Consider the following 16,891-nt stretch of genomic DNA (forward strand, 5'->3'; position numbering starts at 1 on the left):
ATTTTGCAAAGAAAGGAGTTTAATTAATGGAAATTACATTACCAGAGTTAGCAGAACGCTATTATCACTTAGCAAAAGATGTATATATTCATGCTTTTACGCTAATAATATTTCTTGATATATTGACAGGCATGGCAAAAGCTTGGGTTACAAGAAAACTAAATTCAACAGTAAACAGAAAAGGGTTAATTGAACATGGTATTGTTGCAATAATGTGTATCACAGTTTATCCTTATATGCTGTATTTAGGATTTAATGAATTTGCAACAGCTTTCCTGTTATTCTTCACAGTTGGATATTGTCTATCTTTAATCGAGAATTTAAGTGCATTAGGAGTGCCATTTCCAACTGGTATTAAAAAGCGATTAGAGAAATTAAGAGATGAATTAGATGGAAAGGAGTAAAATTAAATGAAAAAATTAATTAAATTAGATTTTGACAACACTACAAGAGAACGTAAGACTGTGGATAGCTATTCAGAATTATACTCTCACGATAAAAATAACGGATCATTTGAGTTTGAAATATTAAACGACACTCTTACAACAGAACAGGTAATAGCGTTATTCAAATTTACAGAAAGCAATAAAATCTGGAAGACTACTGGGACTGTTGAAGGCAATAAAGTAAAAGTAACGTTTGACACTAGTTTAATTACTCAAAACGAAACGGTTATTTGTTACTTATATTTTGACGAAGAACAACAAACAGCTGACACATTCAGATTTAAATTCAAAGTAAAAGTATCTGAAATAGATAAAATGAGTCGTTACGAAGTCAAAGAACGATTTATCAACAATACAGTAATTGTCGATAGATTAGACGTTGTGACAAAGGATGAATTAAAGGAAGCGTTAAAAAATGTTGGTGGTGTGGCAACAGAAGGACTACTAACAGAAGTTAAGGCTGAAAAAATTTACGTTAAAAAAACAGACCTACCGGCTCCGTACAACAATAATACATTAAGTATACAGGGTGGAAATAGCGTAATATTACCTGCCAGTCAATCTGAAATACGAGGTACTGGAATGCCGAACGGTGTAGTAGAAGCTCCTATTGGTGCTACTTACATAGGCACAGCTAAAACTAACGGTGCTTTGAAGTGGATAAAAACTACAGATAGTGGAAATACTGGTTGGAAAGTTGTTGAAGGTGATACGGGATGGCTATTATGTAAGCAATTTACAGTTGACTATCATACTAATAGTATATATATTCGACGTATCAATGATACAGTACACGTAAAAGCTGAAGCGGACTATATGATGCATATTTATCTAAAAGATGACGTAAACTTACATTTAGCCATTAATCACGAGGTCAATGAACAACTATCAATTGACGGATTTAAACCAACAACCACTATTGCTCATCGTATAACAAGAAGTCTAGATGCTGTGCATTTAGGTGCATCGGGGAGAGATGAATCACATGCCCAATCAATAGGTGCGTTTATACTTGGGTTTGATAGACAACAACAATTAACTCTAAAAATCTTCAGAGCATCAAGTAGTTCCGCCGACCAATGTTATGTCAGACCGTTTTCATATTTAACAGAAGACGAGTGGCCTACTAAATTGCCATAGAAAGGAGGTGAGATTATGGAACAGATACAACAATTACAACAATTTTTAGTGCCGATTATAGTAATTTTACTTAACTTATTAGGCAAATTATTAAAAGAATGGAATGTATTTCCAACTGAATATATACCGCATGTGTTAGGTACTATAGGCGGTATCATAGGAATACTGCTATTTAAAGACGCTAATGCAGTATTAGTGGGAGTTGGAGCAGTCGGACTGCACCAAATTTATAAACAAATAAAAACGGAGGATAAAAACAATGACAGAAATTTATAGTGACTATTTTCAAAACGGAGTGTATTTCACTCCACCTAAAAACGATATACTAGGCGTTGTAATTCACAATGATGGGGGTTCTCTCTCAGCTAGACAATATGACGGATTTTTAGTTGACAGAGTGAACAACGGAACGCTTGATAGAGGTTTCGCAGCCTACTATGTTGACCGTAACGATATTTACGTATTCCAACCTACTAACCATCAAGAATGGCACACAGCGAACTGGTACGGAAATACTAATTTCATAGGATTTGAAGTTTGTCAATCAATGTCCGCTTCTGATACTGATTTTCTAGCTAATGAAGACGCAACGCTACTGTTAGCTGGTCAAGTGCTTCAAAGCTATGGTTTACCTATCAATGAAGATACAGTTAAATTACATCATGAATTTAGTGCGACTTCATGCCCTCATAGAAGTATGGAATTGCACGGAAATGGTGGAGCATATAATGGAGCAGGAACTGAAGCGTGTCGACAATATTTCATCAACAGAATTAAACAACTATTAGCTGGGGACGTAACTGAATCGCCAGTAGTTGAAAAAAGCATATTAGATGAAGACGTAGAACTTGCTAAACGTGATGAACCATACTACGAAGCGACTGTAAGCATTGATTATATTCTAGAAAGTCAACCAACCGAAGATAGCGAGGATAAAGAATTTGTCCCTGCTGGAACAAGAGTACGTGTTTACGAGAAAAAAGGCGGTTGGAGTAGAGTGAACTATAAAGATAGTGATCAATGGATTGAGGATAAATATTTAACGGAAGTTGAAGTATTTTAATGATTTAGCCCTTACTAAATAGTAGGGGCTTATTTTTTTATGCATTTTTTAAAAAAAATTTTAAAATATCTATTGACATTATAAAGTATACGGTATATAATTAAAGTACATTAAAGATAGAGGTAAAAATATCATGGCATACACAATTTATAAAAGAGGTCAAATCACAAAATACGAAGCAGGAGTTGTTTATAGAGCATATAAAAACAATGAAATCAACTGCTTACCAGAGTTTACAAAATGGCTATATAATGAAACGAACGCTTATATTGGAACAGCTATTCAACGTTATAATCAAGATTTCAGAACTTACGACAGAGTATATGAAATAACTAGAAGTATCTTAGATAAAGATTTTGATAAAGCTAATGAATTAATTAAAATGATTCAAGATGATTTTATAAGATTATGCGGTAAAAAATCAATGTTTTACAAATATAAAAAAGAAGAAGATAAATAGGAGAAAATAAAAATGAAAGCACAAGATTTATTAAATTTAATGAAAGAAACAGTAGCAAACGGGGGCGAATTAAACTTCGCCCTTAAACACAAAAGAATAAATAGATATTTAGCTAACTTTGATACTAAAAACTACGCTGGAGTATTTGCTTTTTCAAACGCAGGAATTTACGGTGTATACGGAGATTTTTTAGAAGAAAGTTTTGATTTTGAAAATAATCAAATTGATAATAGAAATCAAAAAGATGAAACAATTTTAGAAGTTTTAGAAGCTATTCTAGTCGATTGGGAATTAGTAGAAGAAGTAAAAGATAATAAACTAGAATATAGTTTTAAACCTTACACAATTAGATATGAACCACAATATATTCAAGATATTGCACAAGATAAAAGAATTTATACCTCTAAACAAGGTAATGAGGTAATTGAATTTACAATTGATGGTTGTAAATGGAATATGAAATTAGAAAAATTTAACGGTGAAAAAATCAGATACAAATTAGACAAAGCAGTAGTAGAGTATCTGTAACTATGTGGAAAACAATTCAATTTAATAAACAAAATATTGAATTTGAGACTGATAGGGCAGTATTAATAAAACTGCCCAACAGTTCATATTATAAAAATTATAAATTTTGGCATCCATCTAAATTAATTAGACCGTTGAGAAAAGGAAATGGATATTTCTTAAGTTTATCCTACACAGATGAATTCAGATTTAAAATTTTTAAAAATGATAAAACAACTAAAGAAATCTGTGGTGAAGAATTAGCGTTATGTTTTAATCAACTTACAGAAGAAGATGACACAAGTTATTTAGAAATAACAGAACCTGTTAAGATTAACAAGAATGTGGAAATAATTTCAGAATTGGAGCGTTAGTATGCTTACAGAAAATCAGAAACAAGCATTTGAGAAGTTTAAAAAATTAAAAGTAGGTGCTTTGTTCATGGAACAAGGGACAGGAAAAACTAAGGTAGCGTTAGAATTAATTAAAACTACAGATTGTGATTTAGTTTTGTTTTTCTGTCCGTTTTCTACAAAAGATAATCTACAAGATGAGATAAATAAATGGACGTTAGATATAGAATATAAAATTATAGGTTACCAAACGTTATCAAATAGTGATAAAACTTACATTGAATTACTTGAAGAAATAGAGAATAAAAAGCTATTCATTGTTGCTGATGAAAGTATATTTATTAAAAACGATGATACAAAACGATATAAAAGACTTATGAGCATTGCTAAAATGAGCGATTATAGATTGATTTTAAATGGCACACCGTTAACAAAAAATGAGTGGGATATTTACAATCAGATAAATTTTCTAAGTGAAAAAATAATAGGGATGAGTAAGCAAGAATTTCTAAATGTATTTTTTAAAAAGATATCCTATAAGAAAGCAGGGAAACGTCCTAAAGAATTTTACAAGCTTTCGGATGTAAATATAGATTATTTACATAAACTGATAGCACCGTATATATTTGAATGTGAGTTTGAATTTGATAAAAATGAAGAGATTAAATATATTAGAATAATTGCTAGTGGAGAGGCACAGGAAAGTTACAATCGTAAAAAGCAACAATTACTCAATTCTATTAGTAAGGGAGAGAGTATAATAGATCAATTCCAAAATCTTGCTTATAGTTGTTTTAACGATGAAAAAAGGCATGTAGAGATAGCTAAATATGTTAAAAATGAAAATCAGATAATTGTGTTTTGTACATTAGTTAGTGAGGCGGTAAACATTGCTAATCAATTGAATTGCTATTTAATCACAGGTGATACTCCATTAAGCGAACGTTCTGAAATAAAAAAGAAATTTAAAAATGATAGTAAAGCTTTAGTAATGACATTAGGGACTGGAGCTTATGGTTTGAATTTGCAATTTTGTAATAAGGTTGCATTTAGCAGCATAACATTTGATTATGCAAAAACAGAACAAGCTATTAGTAGAATTAAAAGAATAGGTCAAGAAAAAGATATTGAGTATATTTATTTTACTTCTAATTTAGGTATATTCAATATGATCTTTGAAAATAACGAAAAGAAAAGAAGTTTAAAAGAGCTATTGATAGATAAGATTAAGGAGGATAATGCATGCGATTATTTTACATCAAAACTTTAAATAAAAAGAAAGAAATAATAAATCAAAAGAAAACTGAATATAATCACATAGTTTATTTACTCCCTAAAAAATTCTATGATGAGTTAAAAGAGAGTCTAGAAGGGGTAGAGGTACATTTCTATGAGGACATCTCAAAGAGTAATGATTTAATTAATTATGCAAGAGATGAAAGTCTGTTGATACTGGATAGTCCAGCGAGATACAAAAATATTAGTAGTGCTAAATTTAGCAGATTAAGTAAAATCAGTAAACAATACACAAATAAAATAATTATTGACAGCGTGCCATTTGCTAGTGAAATAGAATTCTTATATGTTCCTTTATCGTATATAGATAGAAATATATTAGGATATCAACATTATTATTCATTTAGAGAAAATAATAGTGAAATATATCAAGATAAGCAATGGAGAAGTCATGATTTTGAATTGAATGCTAAGAAAATGAGCGGTATTACCTATCAAGAATATCAGTCATTCTTATCTGGAATTGATATAAAAACTCATGAAGTAGTGTTAACTCCAGCTGAAAAAGATGGATATGAAAAGAAAAAAGAAGAATGCTTTAATAAGTTTGATAGATTTAATCCTATTGTTACAGCATTAAGCGATTATTCAAATATGAGAGATAGTGTTTACGAAAAAATAGGAGAGGTATTACAAGGTATAAACGGAGAAGTGATACTATATACTAACATAAAAACTCATAATAAATATTTAAAACAAAGATTTCCTAATGTAAATGTTAGAACATTCTATGATGTGAACGGAGATGAACAAAATTACAAAAATATAATACTATGTGAAGTACCTATAGCTAGAGCGTACTTATTCACAGATGTATTAAGTCGATTAAATAAAGGAACAACAGTACATATTATTAAACCTAATGTTCCTGCTATTAAATTACTATATAATCGCATGGTAAAAGAATATACACAGTTAGATGAATTCACTAGAATTTTAAGAAGGGAGATTGATTGCATTGAAACAAGGAGTTAAGATTTATATTGATAAGGATGTTTTAACGAGTGCTAAAGAGCGTATATCATTAATGTTTGATAAGTTTGAAAATATATGTTGTTCTCTATCTGGAGGAAAAGACAGTACTGTATTATTGCATTTGGCATTAGAAGAAGCTAAAAAAAGAGATAGAAAAGTAAATGTATTTTTTTTAGATCAAGAGGCAGAATACAGTCACACAATAGAAATTATTGATTATTATATGAGATTATCAAATGTAGTCCCATATTGGTATCAAGTACCTATTAAAATGAGAAATGTAACAAGTTATACAGAAGAGTATTTAAACGCTTGGGGTATTGGTGAAAAGTGGATGCGACCGAAAAGCGATATTTCTATTCATGAAGTTAAAGCAGAGTACAATAGCAGATTTTATGATTTTATAGATTGGTTCGAGGAACAATGGGATAAAGAGAAAACTTGCTTTCTAGTAGGATTAAGAGCTGAAGAAAGTCTTAATAGGTTCAGAGCAGTAACTAAATATCCTGGGATTGATGATTTAATGTGGACCACTAATACAAAAGGTAAAATTAAAGTTTATCCATTGTATGATTGGACATTCGAGGATATATGGATTTATATAGCACAAAATAACGTGCCATACAATAAAATATATGATTTCATGTACAAATTAAATTTTGGAATGAATGAAATGAGAGTATCAAATTTAATTCACATTCACGCTTTTAAATGTTTGTCTTCACTTCCAAAATTTGAACCAGATACATACAATGCTTTATTAGAAAGGATAGGTGGTGTTCATATTGCTGCTAGGTACTCAAAAGAAGCGGTTATGTATGATACGAAAAAGTTACCTTCTAAATTTAAAACGTGGAAAGAATATCGTAATTTCTTATTAGAAACTACCCCCCTTGAGCATAAGGACATATTTATAAAAAGATTTGCTAATCAACCTAATCATGAGAGAACCTACAGAGGACAATGTAAGCAGTTATTATTAAATGGTTGGGGAAATGGTATTCCAGTACCTACAGCAAGTGCTATTAAGCAATATGAAGACAAAAAGAAAAAACAAATTGAAGAATGGAGTAAACTATTATGAAGAAACTAGAATTTCCATGCCTGCAACCTAAGTTAGTATCAATTGATAAGGTTGTAGCAAATAATTATAATCCTAATAAAGTAGCTAAGCCAGAAATGGAATTGTTATATAAATCTATTTTAGAGGACGGATTAACAATGCCAGTAGTAACATTTTATGATGATAAAATAGATAAATACGTTATTGTAGATGGATTCCATCGTTACACAATTGTTAAGGATTATTTTAAGTCAGATGTTGTTGCGATTAGTGTAATTGATAAGGATATTAAGCAAAGAATGGCAAGTACAGTAAGACATAATCGAGCAAGAGGAGTCCACAAGGTAGACTTACAAGCAGATATGGTTGTTGATTTACTAAAAAAAGGTTGGAATGATAATGACATTTCAAAAGAATTAGGAATGACATTAGAAGAAGTGCTACGATTAAAACAACAAACTGGAATAGCAGAATTATTTAAAGATAGAACACATTCAAAATCTTGGGTAGTTAATTAAGGAGGTGATCTAAATGTTATTAAGTGGAGATAGATAATTATACTAAAGAGGGAGCTTTCTCCCTCTTTCATTAAATTTATTTTTCTGATATAATTATAGAAAATTATCTAGGAGAAGAAACATGAACAAAGTATCTGAAGCACAAAAAAGAGCAACAAGAAAATATGAAGAACGTAACAGAGAGAAGACAAGAATTAATAACTATAGAAGATCAGCAAGATTATTTGTAAAATCATATGCTACTGAAGAAGATATGAAAGATTTAATTAAAATCTATAGCGAAAATAAAGATAATCGTGTATAATGAAATAGTTAGTAGAATTCAAAATTTACATATTTGAATTAAAAGAGGTGGTTTAACGACTACCCCTTATTTTTATTTAAGGGGCACAGGGGTACAAATTAGGGGCAAATATCCCCGAAAAAGCATTTTTTTACGGGTAAATGCGAGAGTGAGAAGTCAGTAATATGAGGAGTTCTAAGCATATTTGAGGATATATGAGATATACGAAGATGTCTATGCCAAGGATGCTTATTTAAACATAGTGGTAGGAAATGTCTATGATACGAAGTTTACGCGTAATGTATTTAATTTTATTAAAGATAAAAAAGAAGGAAGAAAATATTCACTTAATAAGGTATTCTATGAAAATGTTTCAGATTCAAAAACAGTAGCTTGGGAAATGGATAAAACAATTTATCAAATAGAAAAAGTTATGAATAACAATAATATTTTAGTTACAAAACGCACAGCTGTTAAAAAAGGGAAATTCTATGATATATCTATAATTAAAGCTAAAACAATAAAGAATCAAATTGATAAATCGGTGAAGAATTTTAAAAAATACTACTCAAAAAAAGAAAAAAATTTAGTTATTAATAATGTAGCCAAACATGGAGGGTACACAAGCGGTAATATATCTTATTCTTCAATTGTAAATTTTACAGTTGAAAATAAAGGGAAAAAAAAGACGTTAACGAGAGTAATTCCGATCTCTATTAAAGATTCAATATTAATAAGAGATATAAATACATTAGAGAAATATTTGCTATCAAAAATAGAGAAAGAAAAATATGGAAAATTAATTGAATTTCAGCTTCTTTATGCAAAGTTTAAAGAAAATACATTAATAAAAAAAAATAATTACATATACTTTTCAGGGGGGAGAAGTAATGATACTTTCTATTATAACAACGCCTTGCAATTGTTGTTAGGTAGTGAAAGTGAGAAATATTTAAAAATATTATTTAAATACAAAAATGATAGAGAAATAGAAAAAAATACTACTAGTATAGAAATTCCTAAGAAAATTACTCATGAAAAGTGTAATAAATTGTATCAAATTTTAATCGAAAAAATGAATAGTGATATAGGAAGACTAAAGTATCCAAATAAATATAATGAATTATCTTTAGAAAATACTGTAGAAAAATTTATATCTCTGGAATTAAATAATAAGGTATATGTGTTATTAGATATTTTGGATATGTTAACTAATAAAATTAATAAATATAAATATTGTGGTGACTTACTAGGAGTTAAATACTCAAGAGCTCAACAAAGTTATGATTTAACAAAATTAAATCAATTCTCAATTATAGAACAATCTGTAACAGGATTCTATGAAAAAGAGATAACAATAATAGGGGATAAAGAAAATGACATGGAGAACAATAATTATTAGGGATAGGGCGAAGCTAGATTATAGCTTAAATTTCCTAACGGTAAGAAAAGAAGCGGAAACTAGAAAAGTTAGTCTTAGCGAAATATACATGATCATTATTGAAAGCACAGCGGTATCAATTACCGCCGTGCTTTTAAATGAACTCATGAAAAATAAAATAAAAGTAATATTTTGTGACGAAAAAAGAAATCCTAGTTCGGAACTAATAGCATACTATGGTAGTCATGACACAAGTTTAAAATATAAAAATCAGTTAGAATGGACTAGGGAAAGTAAAGAGCGTATTTGGACTAGAATAGTATATGAAAAAATACAAAATCAGATGTTATTACTAAAAAAACTAGGTAAAGAAGAGTATAAATTATTAGAACAATATCTTACTGAATTAGAGTGGAATGACTACAGTAACAGAGAAGGTCATGCTGCCAAGGTTTACTTTAATGCTATATTTGGTATGGATTTTAGTAGAAATAAAGAATGTTTTATAAATGCTGCATTAGATTATGGTTATTCTATAATTCTTTCTGCATTTAATAGAGAAATTGTATCGTGCGGATATTTCACTCAACTAGGACTATGCCACAGAAATCCATATAATAAATTTAATCTAGCCAGTGATTTTATGGAACCTTTCAGAATATTAGTAGATGAAGTAGTATATAGTTTAGAAGATAATGAATTTATTAAAGAACATAAAAATATACTAGTCAATATTCTAAATACTACCATTAAGATTGATGATAAAGAACAAACTGTAGCTAATGCAATAAAACTATACGTTAGAAGTTTGTTCACAGCATTAAAAGAAAATGATTTAGAGTATATTAAAATGTATAGTTATGAGTTATAGATTTATGAGAGTACTAGTTATGTTTGATCTTCCTACAGAAACATCACTCCAAAGAAAAAACTATAGAAAATTTAGAAAAACTTTAATAAAAAATGGTTTTATTATGATGCAAGAATCTGTTTATGTGAAATTGGCAATGAATCAAGGAAGTACTGATTTAATAGTGAAGAGTATCAGAAAGATTTGTCCTGAAGAAGGTATTGTACAAGTTTTACAAGTCACAGAAAAACAATTTTCTAAAATGGAGTTTTTAGTAGGAGAGAGTCAAACGGAATATGTTGATAACGATGAAAGGTTACTGGAATTATGAAGATAATTAATAAAAACTGGCAAAGGAAAATTGAAATTGAAGAAAACACAATTTATACATTAGTATTTGAAAATAAAAAATATTATAGGGAAAATATAACGGAGTTAATTAGTCAACACAAAGGAAATGAAGGTAATTATATATATTCAAATGATAATAAAGAGATATCGCTTGAAAAGAGTAGCTATATAATTACTGATATTTTCAATATTGAAATTAATAGTAAAAAGGTTTTAACAAAGATTTATAATTCACTTTTAAAACAAATTATAGATGATACTATAGAGTATAATGAATTGACAACACATATAAGAGCATATTTTGAAAAATTAATATTTAACAGTCCATTTGAAGTTGAACAAGGTAAAGAAATAGACATAAATTCACTATTGAAATTAGGTGATTTTCGAATACATGTAGAAGAAGATGATATTTTAGAAAAATTCATTAAATTCTTGAAAGTGCTTGTTCAATTATGCGGAATAACTATTATCTTTATAGTGGGACTTCATAACGTTTTTACAGATGAAGAGGTAAGAGAAATATATAAAGAAGTATGTGTCAATAAAATTAGTATTATAAATATAGAATATCAACAATTTGATAATATATCTGATGAAAATTATATAGAAAAAGTTTATATTTTTGATAGAGACAATTGAGAAATATAGTATTGCATTTTTGCGAAAATAATTGTATAATATAAATAGATTCAAAATTTACATTCAAGTTCAAATAAAGATTTTATCTAAATTGCCTTTTGGCTGGATCGGTGTCGGTCCATTTTTTTATACCCAAATTCAAAATTTTCACTCCAAATCTCGATTTGAGGTTTGAGAGATATGTAAATTTTGAATTCTACTAAACCAGCTTTGAAGATTTATTTGAAGCCTATAGTTTGAGAGATATGTAAATTTTGAATTCTACTAAACTACGATACCATTTAAAATAAACGAAAGAAAGTTTGAGAGATATGTAAATTTTGAATTCTACTAAACCAATGATGAACAATTTGGAATTACTATTCCGTTTGAGAGATATGTAAATTTTGAATTCTACTAAACACTGGATAACGGACTTGTTGTCGAACGTAAGTTTGAGAGATATGTAAATTTTGAATTCTACTAAACACAAATGAGTTATTCAATACAGGAGTTCGGTTTGAGAGATATGTAAATTTTGAATTCTACTAAACCGCTGTTATGTTTTGCGGTATATTTCGACGTTTGAGAGATATGTAAATTTTGAATTCTACTAAACGTAAACAAGTAAGAAATAGTAAAGACCGCGTTTGAGAGATATGTAAATTTTGAATTCTACTAAACCGTGTTAGATCCTAAGACTATTAACGCTAAGTTTGAGAGATATGTAAATTTTGAATTCTACTAAACTGACCTGCCAAAACAAAACTTTATTGAAATGTTTGAGAGATATGTAAATTTTGAATTCTACTAAACAGAAAACAATAAAATTACACTCGATATTAAGTTTGAGAGATATGTAAATTTTGAATTCTACTAAACGATGCCCAGCTGTATAAGTTGTGTCCATTAGTTTGAGAGATATGTAAATTTTGAATTCTACTAAACTAATTGATATTATAAAATATTATGAGGACAGTTTGAGAGATATGTAAATTTTGAATTCTACTAAACTTATCCATGGAAATGATGAAGAACATAGTCGTTTGAGAGATATGTAAATTTTGAATTCTACTAAACGCATCCGTTGAACAAACTAATGGAAAATAGTTTGAGAGATATGTAAATTTTGAATTCTACTAAACTAACTTCTCTTACAAGCTCCCAATCTCCCGTTTGAGAGATATGTAAATTTTGAATTCTACTAAACCACCTATTAAGGAACGTTTAAAAGCGTTAGTTTGAGAGATATGTAAATTTTGAATTCTACTAAACAAACATTTTGCTGAAGAACAACCTTTCTTGTTTGAGAGATATGTAAATTTTGAATTCTACTAAACTTCTTCTACTACTTCGTTATCGTCTACTGGTTTGAGAGATATGTAAATTTTGAATTCTACTAAACGTTTGCTAATAAGGTAAATAAAGGCAATGAGTTTGAGAGATATGTAAATTTTGAATTCTACTAAACTAGGAAGTTTACAGAAAGTGAATACACTAAGTTTGAGAGATATGTAAATTTTGAATTCTACTAAACGAATATAGCTATATAAATGAGTTGCTTTTAGTTTGAGAGATATGTAAATTTTGAATTCTACTAAACCAATATATTTTCAAATGTATTGAACTGAAGTTTGAGAGATATGTAAATTTTGAATTCTACTAAACATCATAGTACTTAAACTGATTAGACACATCGTTTGAGAGATATGTAAATTTTGAATTCTACTAAACTCATAGTAGATGAAGTAAATAAACATATTGTTTGAGAGATATGTAAATTTTGAATTCTACTAAACTTTTCATTAGACGATATTAATCATGTAACGTTTGAGAGATATGTAAATTTTGAATTCTACTAAACGTGGTCTAATTAATTGTCCTACTTGTCATAGTTTGAGAGATATGTAAATTTTGAATTCTACTAAACGATATTTAATGGAGGAATAGCAATGACTAAGTTTGAGAGATATGTAAATTTTGAATTCTATTAAACATATTATGGTGTAAGAATTGAACCTTATGTGTTTGAGAGATATGTAAATTTTGAATTCTACTAAACGAGCAATAAAGTTTAATACCTTATTAGCTGTTTGAGAGATATGTAAATTTTGAATTCTACTAAATTTGGAGCTAGTAAAAGTAGTGTGTCTGATTGTTTGAGAGATATGTAAATTTTGAATTCTACTAAACTCGTGAAAGACTTAATTCAGTCAATGCGAAGTTTGAGAGATATGTAAATTTTGAATTCTACTAAACACTTAAAACTTGGGTTGAAAGTCAATTAGGGTTTGAGAGATATGTAAATTTTGAATTCTACTAAACGTATTGTCAGAAGCTGTTTTAAAGATGTATGTTTGAGAGATATGTAAATTTTGAATTCTACTAAACAAATATGAGAGATTAAGAGAAGAACAATTGTTTGAGAGATATGTAAATTTTGAATTCTACTAAACTATTTACTGGATGCAAATACCACAATATAAGTTTGAGAGATATGTAAATTTTGAATTCTACTAAACCGTTTTGTCTGTAACCCCCACACAGATAATGTTTGAGAGATATGTAAATTTTGAATTCTACTAAACCATGTGGTATGGACCTATGCCAGAACTTGAGTTTGAGAGATATGTAAATTTTGAATTCTACTAAACGATATCCTATAAGAAAGCTGGGGAACGCCCGTTTGAGAGATATGTAAATTTTGAATTCTACTAAACATAAGTTAAGAGACGCTAAGTTATTGATTGTTTGAGAGATATGTAAATTTTGTGATTATTTAATAAGATTATTGATGAGATAACATTGAGTGTTATTTGATCGATAATCTTATTTTTGTTTACATAAACCTAGGTAACTAAAAAAGAAGATTCATAAAAAAAGCGTTCACGTTAATCTCAATAAACGTAAACGCTTGTTAATATTCTGTTTTACTTCGCTATTTCTTCAATAATCGTTTCTAATTTCATTGAACGACTTGCTTTAAATAGGATAACTTCGTTTTTGTGTTTGTTATTTTTTAAATATTCACTAACTTCAGCAGTAGTAGGGAAGTGTAGTGTTTTTATTTTGTCATTTTTAATTTGTTTAGTAATGTTTTCAGCTAGATCTCCAACGCTAATTACTAAATCTATATCGTTAGTATTGTTAGAGATATATTCACCAACTTCACCGTGATAGTTAACTTCATTTGGTCCAAGTTCGAACATGCTTCCTAATACTAATGTTTTATAATCGAAGTCATCGAAACTACTTACGACATCTACTCCAGCTTTCATAGAAGTAGGGCTGGCATTATAAGCATCGTTAATAATTAGTGAGTCTTCTTTGTAAGGAATACTTTGCAGACGCATTCCTGTTATTTCTACAGTATTTTCTATAGCCTTGCGGATTTCCTCGTTAGTTAATCCAATTTTACTTGCGATAGCAGTTGCGAACATAATGTTGAATAGATTATGTTTTCCTTTTAATTTAGTGAAGTATTGCTCATCGCTTATGCTCAGTTTGAAATCAATCCTATCACGAGTAATAGTGTAGTTTTCCAAAATAATATCGTTATAGCTATTTTCACCACATGAAGTAGCATTAATATCTGATGAATCTACTAATGTTTTTAGAAGAATTTCATCTCCGTTATAAACGAAGTATCCGTCTTTTTTCATTCCGTTAGTAATTTCGAATTTAGCCTTAGCTATACCTTCACGTGATTTGAAGAATTCAATATGACTTTCACCGATATTAGTAATTACTGTATAATCTGGTTCAACCATCTTAGATAAGAAATCAAGTTGACCGAATCCATCAGCTCCCATTTCAAGAACAAGTATTTCACTATCTTCTGGTGAAGCAAGAATAGTTAATGGCACACCAAGTTCGTTATTAAAGTTACCTTGTGTTTTGTGAACTTTATATTTTGTTGATAACACACTAGTAATTATATCTTTTGTAGTAGTTTTACCATTACTACCTGTGATTGCGATGGTTTTAGCATTTAGGCTATCTAAGTAATGTTTTGCTAGAGTTTGAATAGCTTCGTAGCTATCATTAACATAGATAATGTTATTATCAGAAATGAAGTCATCTTTTAAAGATAAACTTGCTGCAGCACCTTTTTCAAAAGCACTTTCTATATAGTTGTGACCATCTATATTTTCACCTAAGAAAGGGATGAATAGATCCCCTTGTTTAACTTTTCTACTATCGATTGCTATACCAGTAATTTCTGTATCGTTTATGATATTTACTTTTTTTGCATTTAATATTTTTTCTAAATCTTTAACTAAATATTTCATGTCTTATCCTATTCTTCAGTTAATAAGTTTTTGCGATCTTCGTAACGCTCTATAGCTAACTTGAATAATTCTTCGATAATTTCAGAATAACTTACATTCATGTTTGCCCATAGTGAAGGGAACATTGAGAATGGTGTGAAACCAGGCATTGTGTTTACTTCGTTAATGAAAATTTCTCCTTCTTTAGTGTAGAAGAAGTCAGCACGTACTAAACCAGAACCACTGATTGCACGGAAAGCAGTAGCTGCCATTTCTCTAAATTTAGGATATAGAGTAGTATCTACTGGTGCAGGAATATCCATACGTGATTGTCCATCAGTGTATTTAGTTTCATAATCGTAGAATTCTGTTGAAGAAATATTTACGATTTCACCTGGATCTGTGGTTTTTACTTCATTGTAACCAAGAACTGCAACTTCGATTTCTTTAGCTCCAACAGCACCTTGTTCAACAACGATTTTTTTATCGAATTTAAGGGCTTCTTCGATACCTTTAACTAATTCAGCTTCATCGTTACAACGACTAATACCAACAGATGAACCTAAGTTTGCAGGTTTAACGAAAACAGGGTATTTAAGGTTTTCGCTGATTTCATTGATAATAGCTTCTTTTTTATTTTTCCATGTATACTCGATAAAGTGAACATAAGGTAGTTGCGGTAAGCCGTAAGCAGCGAATAATTGTTTCATAACTACTTTATCCATACCTGCAGCACTTGAAAGTACGTTGTTACCTACATATGCTATATCCATAATTTCTAGTAAACCTTGGATTGTTCCATCTTCACCATTAGGTCCGTGAAGAACAGGGAAGACGATATCAAATTTACGTCCATCTTCAAATAATAATCCACTGATGTCATTATCAAAATTTGAGAAAATAAGATCGTGTTGATCAGCTATTTCTGATGTAATTTGTTCGCCACGTGCCCAGTTTCCTTCTAATGAGATGAAGATAGGGAATACGTTGTATTTTTCTTTGTCAATTGCGTTAATAATTGATTTTGCTGTTAATAGTGAAATTGAGTGTTCAGCACTTTTTCCACCATAAATAATTCCAATATTTTGTTTTGTCATTTTTTAATCTCCTAAGAAATAAAATTGTTTTTGTCTTTAATTGAAATGTATAAATGTCGATTTACACATGTGCTAAATTAGTAATGTTCATTATTTTATGAATACGATACAAAACTAACATACTTTATTATATCATAAAAACTTAAAAGTAGAATAAATTTGTAAGATATATAGAATAAATTTTTAAAAAAATTAAAATGTTTAGGAATAATAAAA

At 29.2% G+C, this 16,891-nt stretch carries 18 protein-coding genes and 1 CRISPR repeat array; of the genes, 16 read left to right on the plus strand and 2 right to left on the minus strand.

The genetic code is table 11. From position 1 onward, the window contains the following. Positions 1 to 26: 26 nt before the first annotated feature. The 16 genes from JX287_RS04840 (at position 27) to csn2 (ending at position 11,328) form a co-directional block, all read left to right on the plus strand. Complete coding sequence (locus JX287_RS04840; RefSeq protein ID WP_204642981.1) at positions 27 to 404, plus strand: phage holin family protein; 378 nt, start codon at positions 27 to 29, stop codon at positions 402 to 404. Between the two features lie 6 nt (positions 405 to 410). Further along, entirely contained in the window at positions 411 to 1,586 is a 1,176-nt protein-coding gene (locus JX287_RS04845; protein WP_204642983.1) for a hypothetical protein, read from the plus strand. Between the two features lie 15 nt (positions 1,587 to 1,601). Then, the gene (locus JX287_RS04850; protein WP_239650334.1) at positions 1,602 to 1,862 is read left to right on the plus strand and encodes a phage holin family protein; all 261 of its coding nucleotides are present in this window, start codon (positions 1,602 to 1,604) and stop codon (positions 1,860 to 1,862) included. Further along, on the plus strand, positions 1,846 to 2,649 hold the full coding sequence (locus tag JX287_RS04855) for an N-acetylmuramoyl-L-alanine amidase (RefSeq protein WP_204642993.1): 804 nt from the start codon (positions 1,846 to 1,848) through the stop codon (positions 2,647 to 2,649). Before JX287_RS04850 ends, JX287_RS04855 begins: the two co-directional genes overlap by 17 nt. 133 nt (positions 2,650 to 2,782) lie before the next feature. Continuing rightward, positions 2,783 to 3,109: a hypothetical protein gene (locus tag JX287_RS04860; RefSeq protein WP_204642995.1), complete on the plus strand. Its 327-nt coding sequence runs from the start codon at positions 2,783 to 2,785 to the stop codon at positions 3,107 to 3,109. 12 nt (positions 3,110 to 3,121) lie between these two features. Further along, positions 3,122 to 3,637 (plus strand): hypothetical protein, encoded by a 516-nt coding sequence (locus tag JX287_RS04865; RefSeq protein ID WP_204642997.1) that lies wholly within the window; start codon positions 3,122 to 3,124, stop codon positions 3,635 to 3,637. A 2-nt stretch (positions 3,638 to 3,639) separates the two neighbouring features. Then, on the plus strand, positions 3,640 to 3,990 hold the full coding sequence (locus tag JX287_RS04870; protein WP_204642999.1) for a hypothetical protein: 351 nt from the start codon (positions 3,640 to 3,642) through the stop codon (positions 3,988 to 3,990). 1 nt (position 3,991) lies between these two features. After that, entirely contained in the window at positions 3,992 to 5,239 is a 1,248-nt protein-coding gene (locus JX287_RS04875; RefSeq protein ID WP_239650335.1) for a DEAD/DEAH box helicase, read from the plus strand. After that, positions 5,212 to 6,240 carry a hypothetical protein gene (locus JX287_RS04880; RefSeq protein ID WP_204643001.1) on the plus strand — a complete coding sequence of 343 codons (1,029 nt, stop codon included), beginning with the start codon at positions 5,212 to 5,214 and terminating at the stop codon, positions 6,238 to 6,240. The genes JX287_RS04875 and JX287_RS04880 overlap by 28 nt, the downstream gene beginning before the upstream one ends. Next, on the plus strand, positions 6,224 to 7,324 hold the full coding sequence (locus tag JX287_RS04885) for a phosphoadenosine phosphosulfate reductase family protein (RefSeq protein WP_204643007.1): 1,101 nt from the start codon (positions 6,224 to 6,226) through the stop codon (positions 7,322 to 7,324). Before JX287_RS04880 ends, JX287_RS04885 begins: the two co-directional genes overlap by 17 nt. Next, positions 7,321 to 7,821 (plus strand): IbrB-like domain-containing protein, encoded by a 501-nt coding sequence (locus tag JX287_RS04890; protein ID WP_204643009.1) that lies wholly within the window; start codon positions 7,321 to 7,323, stop codon positions 7,819 to 7,821. The genes JX287_RS04885 and JX287_RS04890 overlap by 4 nt, the downstream gene beginning before the upstream one ends. 121 nt (positions 7,822 to 7,942) lie before the next feature. Then, the gene (locus JX287_RS04895; RefSeq protein ID WP_204643011.1) at positions 7,943 to 8,125 is read left to right on the plus strand and encodes a hypothetical protein; all 183 of its coding nucleotides are present in this window, start codon (positions 7,943 to 7,945) and stop codon (positions 8,123 to 8,125) included. Between the two features lie 184 nt (positions 8,126 to 8,309). Further along, positions 8,310 to 9,506, plus strand: a complete 1,197-nt coding sequence (locus tag JX287_RS04900; protein WP_204643013.1) for a Cas9 endonuclease PAM-interacting domain-containing protein — start codon at positions 8,310 to 8,312, stop codon at positions 9,504 to 9,506. Then, entirely contained in the window at positions 9,481 to 10,356 is an 876-nt protein-coding gene (cas1, locus tag JX287_RS04905) for a type II CRISPR-associated endonuclease Cas1 (protein ID WP_204643022.1), read from the plus strand. The genes JX287_RS04900 and cas1 overlap by 26 nt, the downstream gene beginning before the upstream one ends. A gap of 4 nt (positions 10,357 to 10,360) precedes the next feature. Further along, positions 10,361 to 10,666: a CRISPR-associated endonuclease Cas2 gene (gene cas2 / locus JX287_RS04910; RefSeq protein WP_204643033.1), complete on the plus strand. Its 306-nt coding sequence runs from the start codon at positions 10,361 to 10,363 to the stop codon at positions 10,664 to 10,666. Beyond that, positions 10,663 to 11,328: a type II-A CRISPR-associated protein Csn2 gene (gene csn2 / locus JX287_RS04915; protein ID WP_204643035.1), complete on the plus strand. Its 666-nt coding sequence runs from the start codon at positions 10,663 to 10,665 to the stop codon at positions 11,326 to 11,328. Before cas2 ends, csn2 begins: the two co-directional genes overlap by 4 nt. 169 nt (positions 11,329 to 11,497) lie before the next feature. Beyond that, positions 11,498 to 14,027: direct repeats of the CRISPR family, unit length 36 nt; unit sequence GTTTGAGAGATATGTAAATTTTGAATTCTACTAAAC. A gap of 210 nt (positions 14,028 to 14,237) precedes the next feature. On the opposite strand, the gene JX287_RS04920 is transcribed toward csn2, so the two are convergent. Then, positions 14,238 to 15,599 (minus strand): UDP-N-acetylmuramoyl-tripeptide--D-alanyl-D-alanine ligase, encoded by a 1,362-nt coding sequence (locus JX287_RS04920; RefSeq protein WP_204643037.1) that lies wholly within the window; start codon positions 15,597 to 15,599, stop codon positions 14,238 to 14,240. 8 nt (positions 15,600 to 15,607) lie between these two features. Next, a complete protein-coding gene (locus tag JX287_RS04925) occupies positions 15,608 to 16,675 on the minus strand; it encodes a D-alanine--D-alanine ligase (protein ID WP_204643040.1) in 1,068 nt (355 codons plus the stop codon). Between the last annotated feature and the right edge of the window lie 216 nt (positions 16,676 to 16,891).

The organism is Gemella haemolysans, from assembly GCF_901873445.1.
Taxonomy (GTDB): domain Bacteria; phylum Bacillota; class Bacilli; order Staphylococcales; family Gemellaceae; genus Gemella; species Gemella haemolysans_C.

Excerpts from the sequence above, each read along its gene's own strand:
- JX287_RS04840 (WP_204642981.1), top strand. The coding sequence starts at position 27 with ATGGAAATTACATTACCAGAGTTAGCAGAACGCTATTATCACTTAGCA.
- JX287_RS04845 (WP_204642983.1), top strand. The coding sequence starts at position 411 with ATGAAAAAATTAATTAAATTAGATTTTGACAACACTACAAGAGAACGT.
- JX287_RS04850 (WP_239650334.1), top strand. The coding sequence starts at position 1,602 with ATGGAACAGATACAACAATTACAACAATTTTTAGTGCCGATTATAGTA.
- JX287_RS04855 (WP_204642993.1), top strand. The coding sequence starts at position 1,846 with ATGACAGAAATTTATAGTGACTATTTTCAAAACGGAGTGTATTTCACT.
- JX287_RS04860 (WP_204642995.1), top strand. The coding sequence starts at position 2,783 with ATGGCATACACAATTTATAAAAGAGGTCAAATCACAAAATACGAAGCA.
- JX287_RS04865 (WP_204642997.1), top strand. The coding sequence starts at position 3,122 with ATGAAAGCACAAGATTTATTAAATTTAATGAAAGAAACAGTAGCAAAC.
- JX287_RS04870 (WP_204642999.1), top strand. The coding sequence starts at position 3,640 with ATGTGGAAAACAATTCAATTTAATAAACAAAATATTGAATTTGAGACT.
- JX287_RS04875 (WP_239650335.1), top strand. The coding sequence starts at position 3,992 with ATGCTTACAGAAAATCAGAAACAAGCATTTGAGAAGTTTAAAAAATTA.
- JX287_RS04880 (WP_204643001.1), top strand. The coding sequence starts at position 5,212 with ATGCGATTATTTTACATCAAAACTTTAAATAAAAAGAAAGAAATAATA.
- JX287_RS04890 (WP_204643009.1), top strand. The coding sequence starts at position 7,321 with ATGAAGAAACTAGAATTTCCATGCCTGCAACCTAAGTTAGTATCAATT.
- JX287_RS04895 (WP_204643011.1), top strand. The coding sequence starts at position 7,943 with ATGAACAAAGTATCTGAAGCACAAAAAAGAGCAACAAGAAAATATGAA.
- cas1 (WP_204643022.1), top strand. The coding sequence starts at position 9,481 with ATGACATGGAGAACAATAATTATTAGGGATAGGGCGAAGCTAGATTAT.
- cas2 (WP_204643033.1), top strand. The coding sequence starts at position 10,361 with ATGAGAGTACTAGTTATGTTTGATCTTCCTACAGAAACATCACTCCAA.
- csn2 (WP_204643035.1), top strand. The coding sequence starts at position 10,663 with ATGAAGATAATTAATAAAAACTGGCAAAGGAAAATTGAAATTGAAGAA.
- JX287_RS04920 (WP_204643037.1), bottom strand. The coding sequence starts at position 15,599 with ATGAAATATTTAGTTAAAGATTTAGAAAAAATATTAAATGCAAAAAAA.
- JX287_RS04925 (WP_204643040.1), bottom strand. The coding sequence starts at position 16,675 with ATGACAAAACAAAATATTGGAATTATTTATGGTGGAAAAAGTGCTGAA.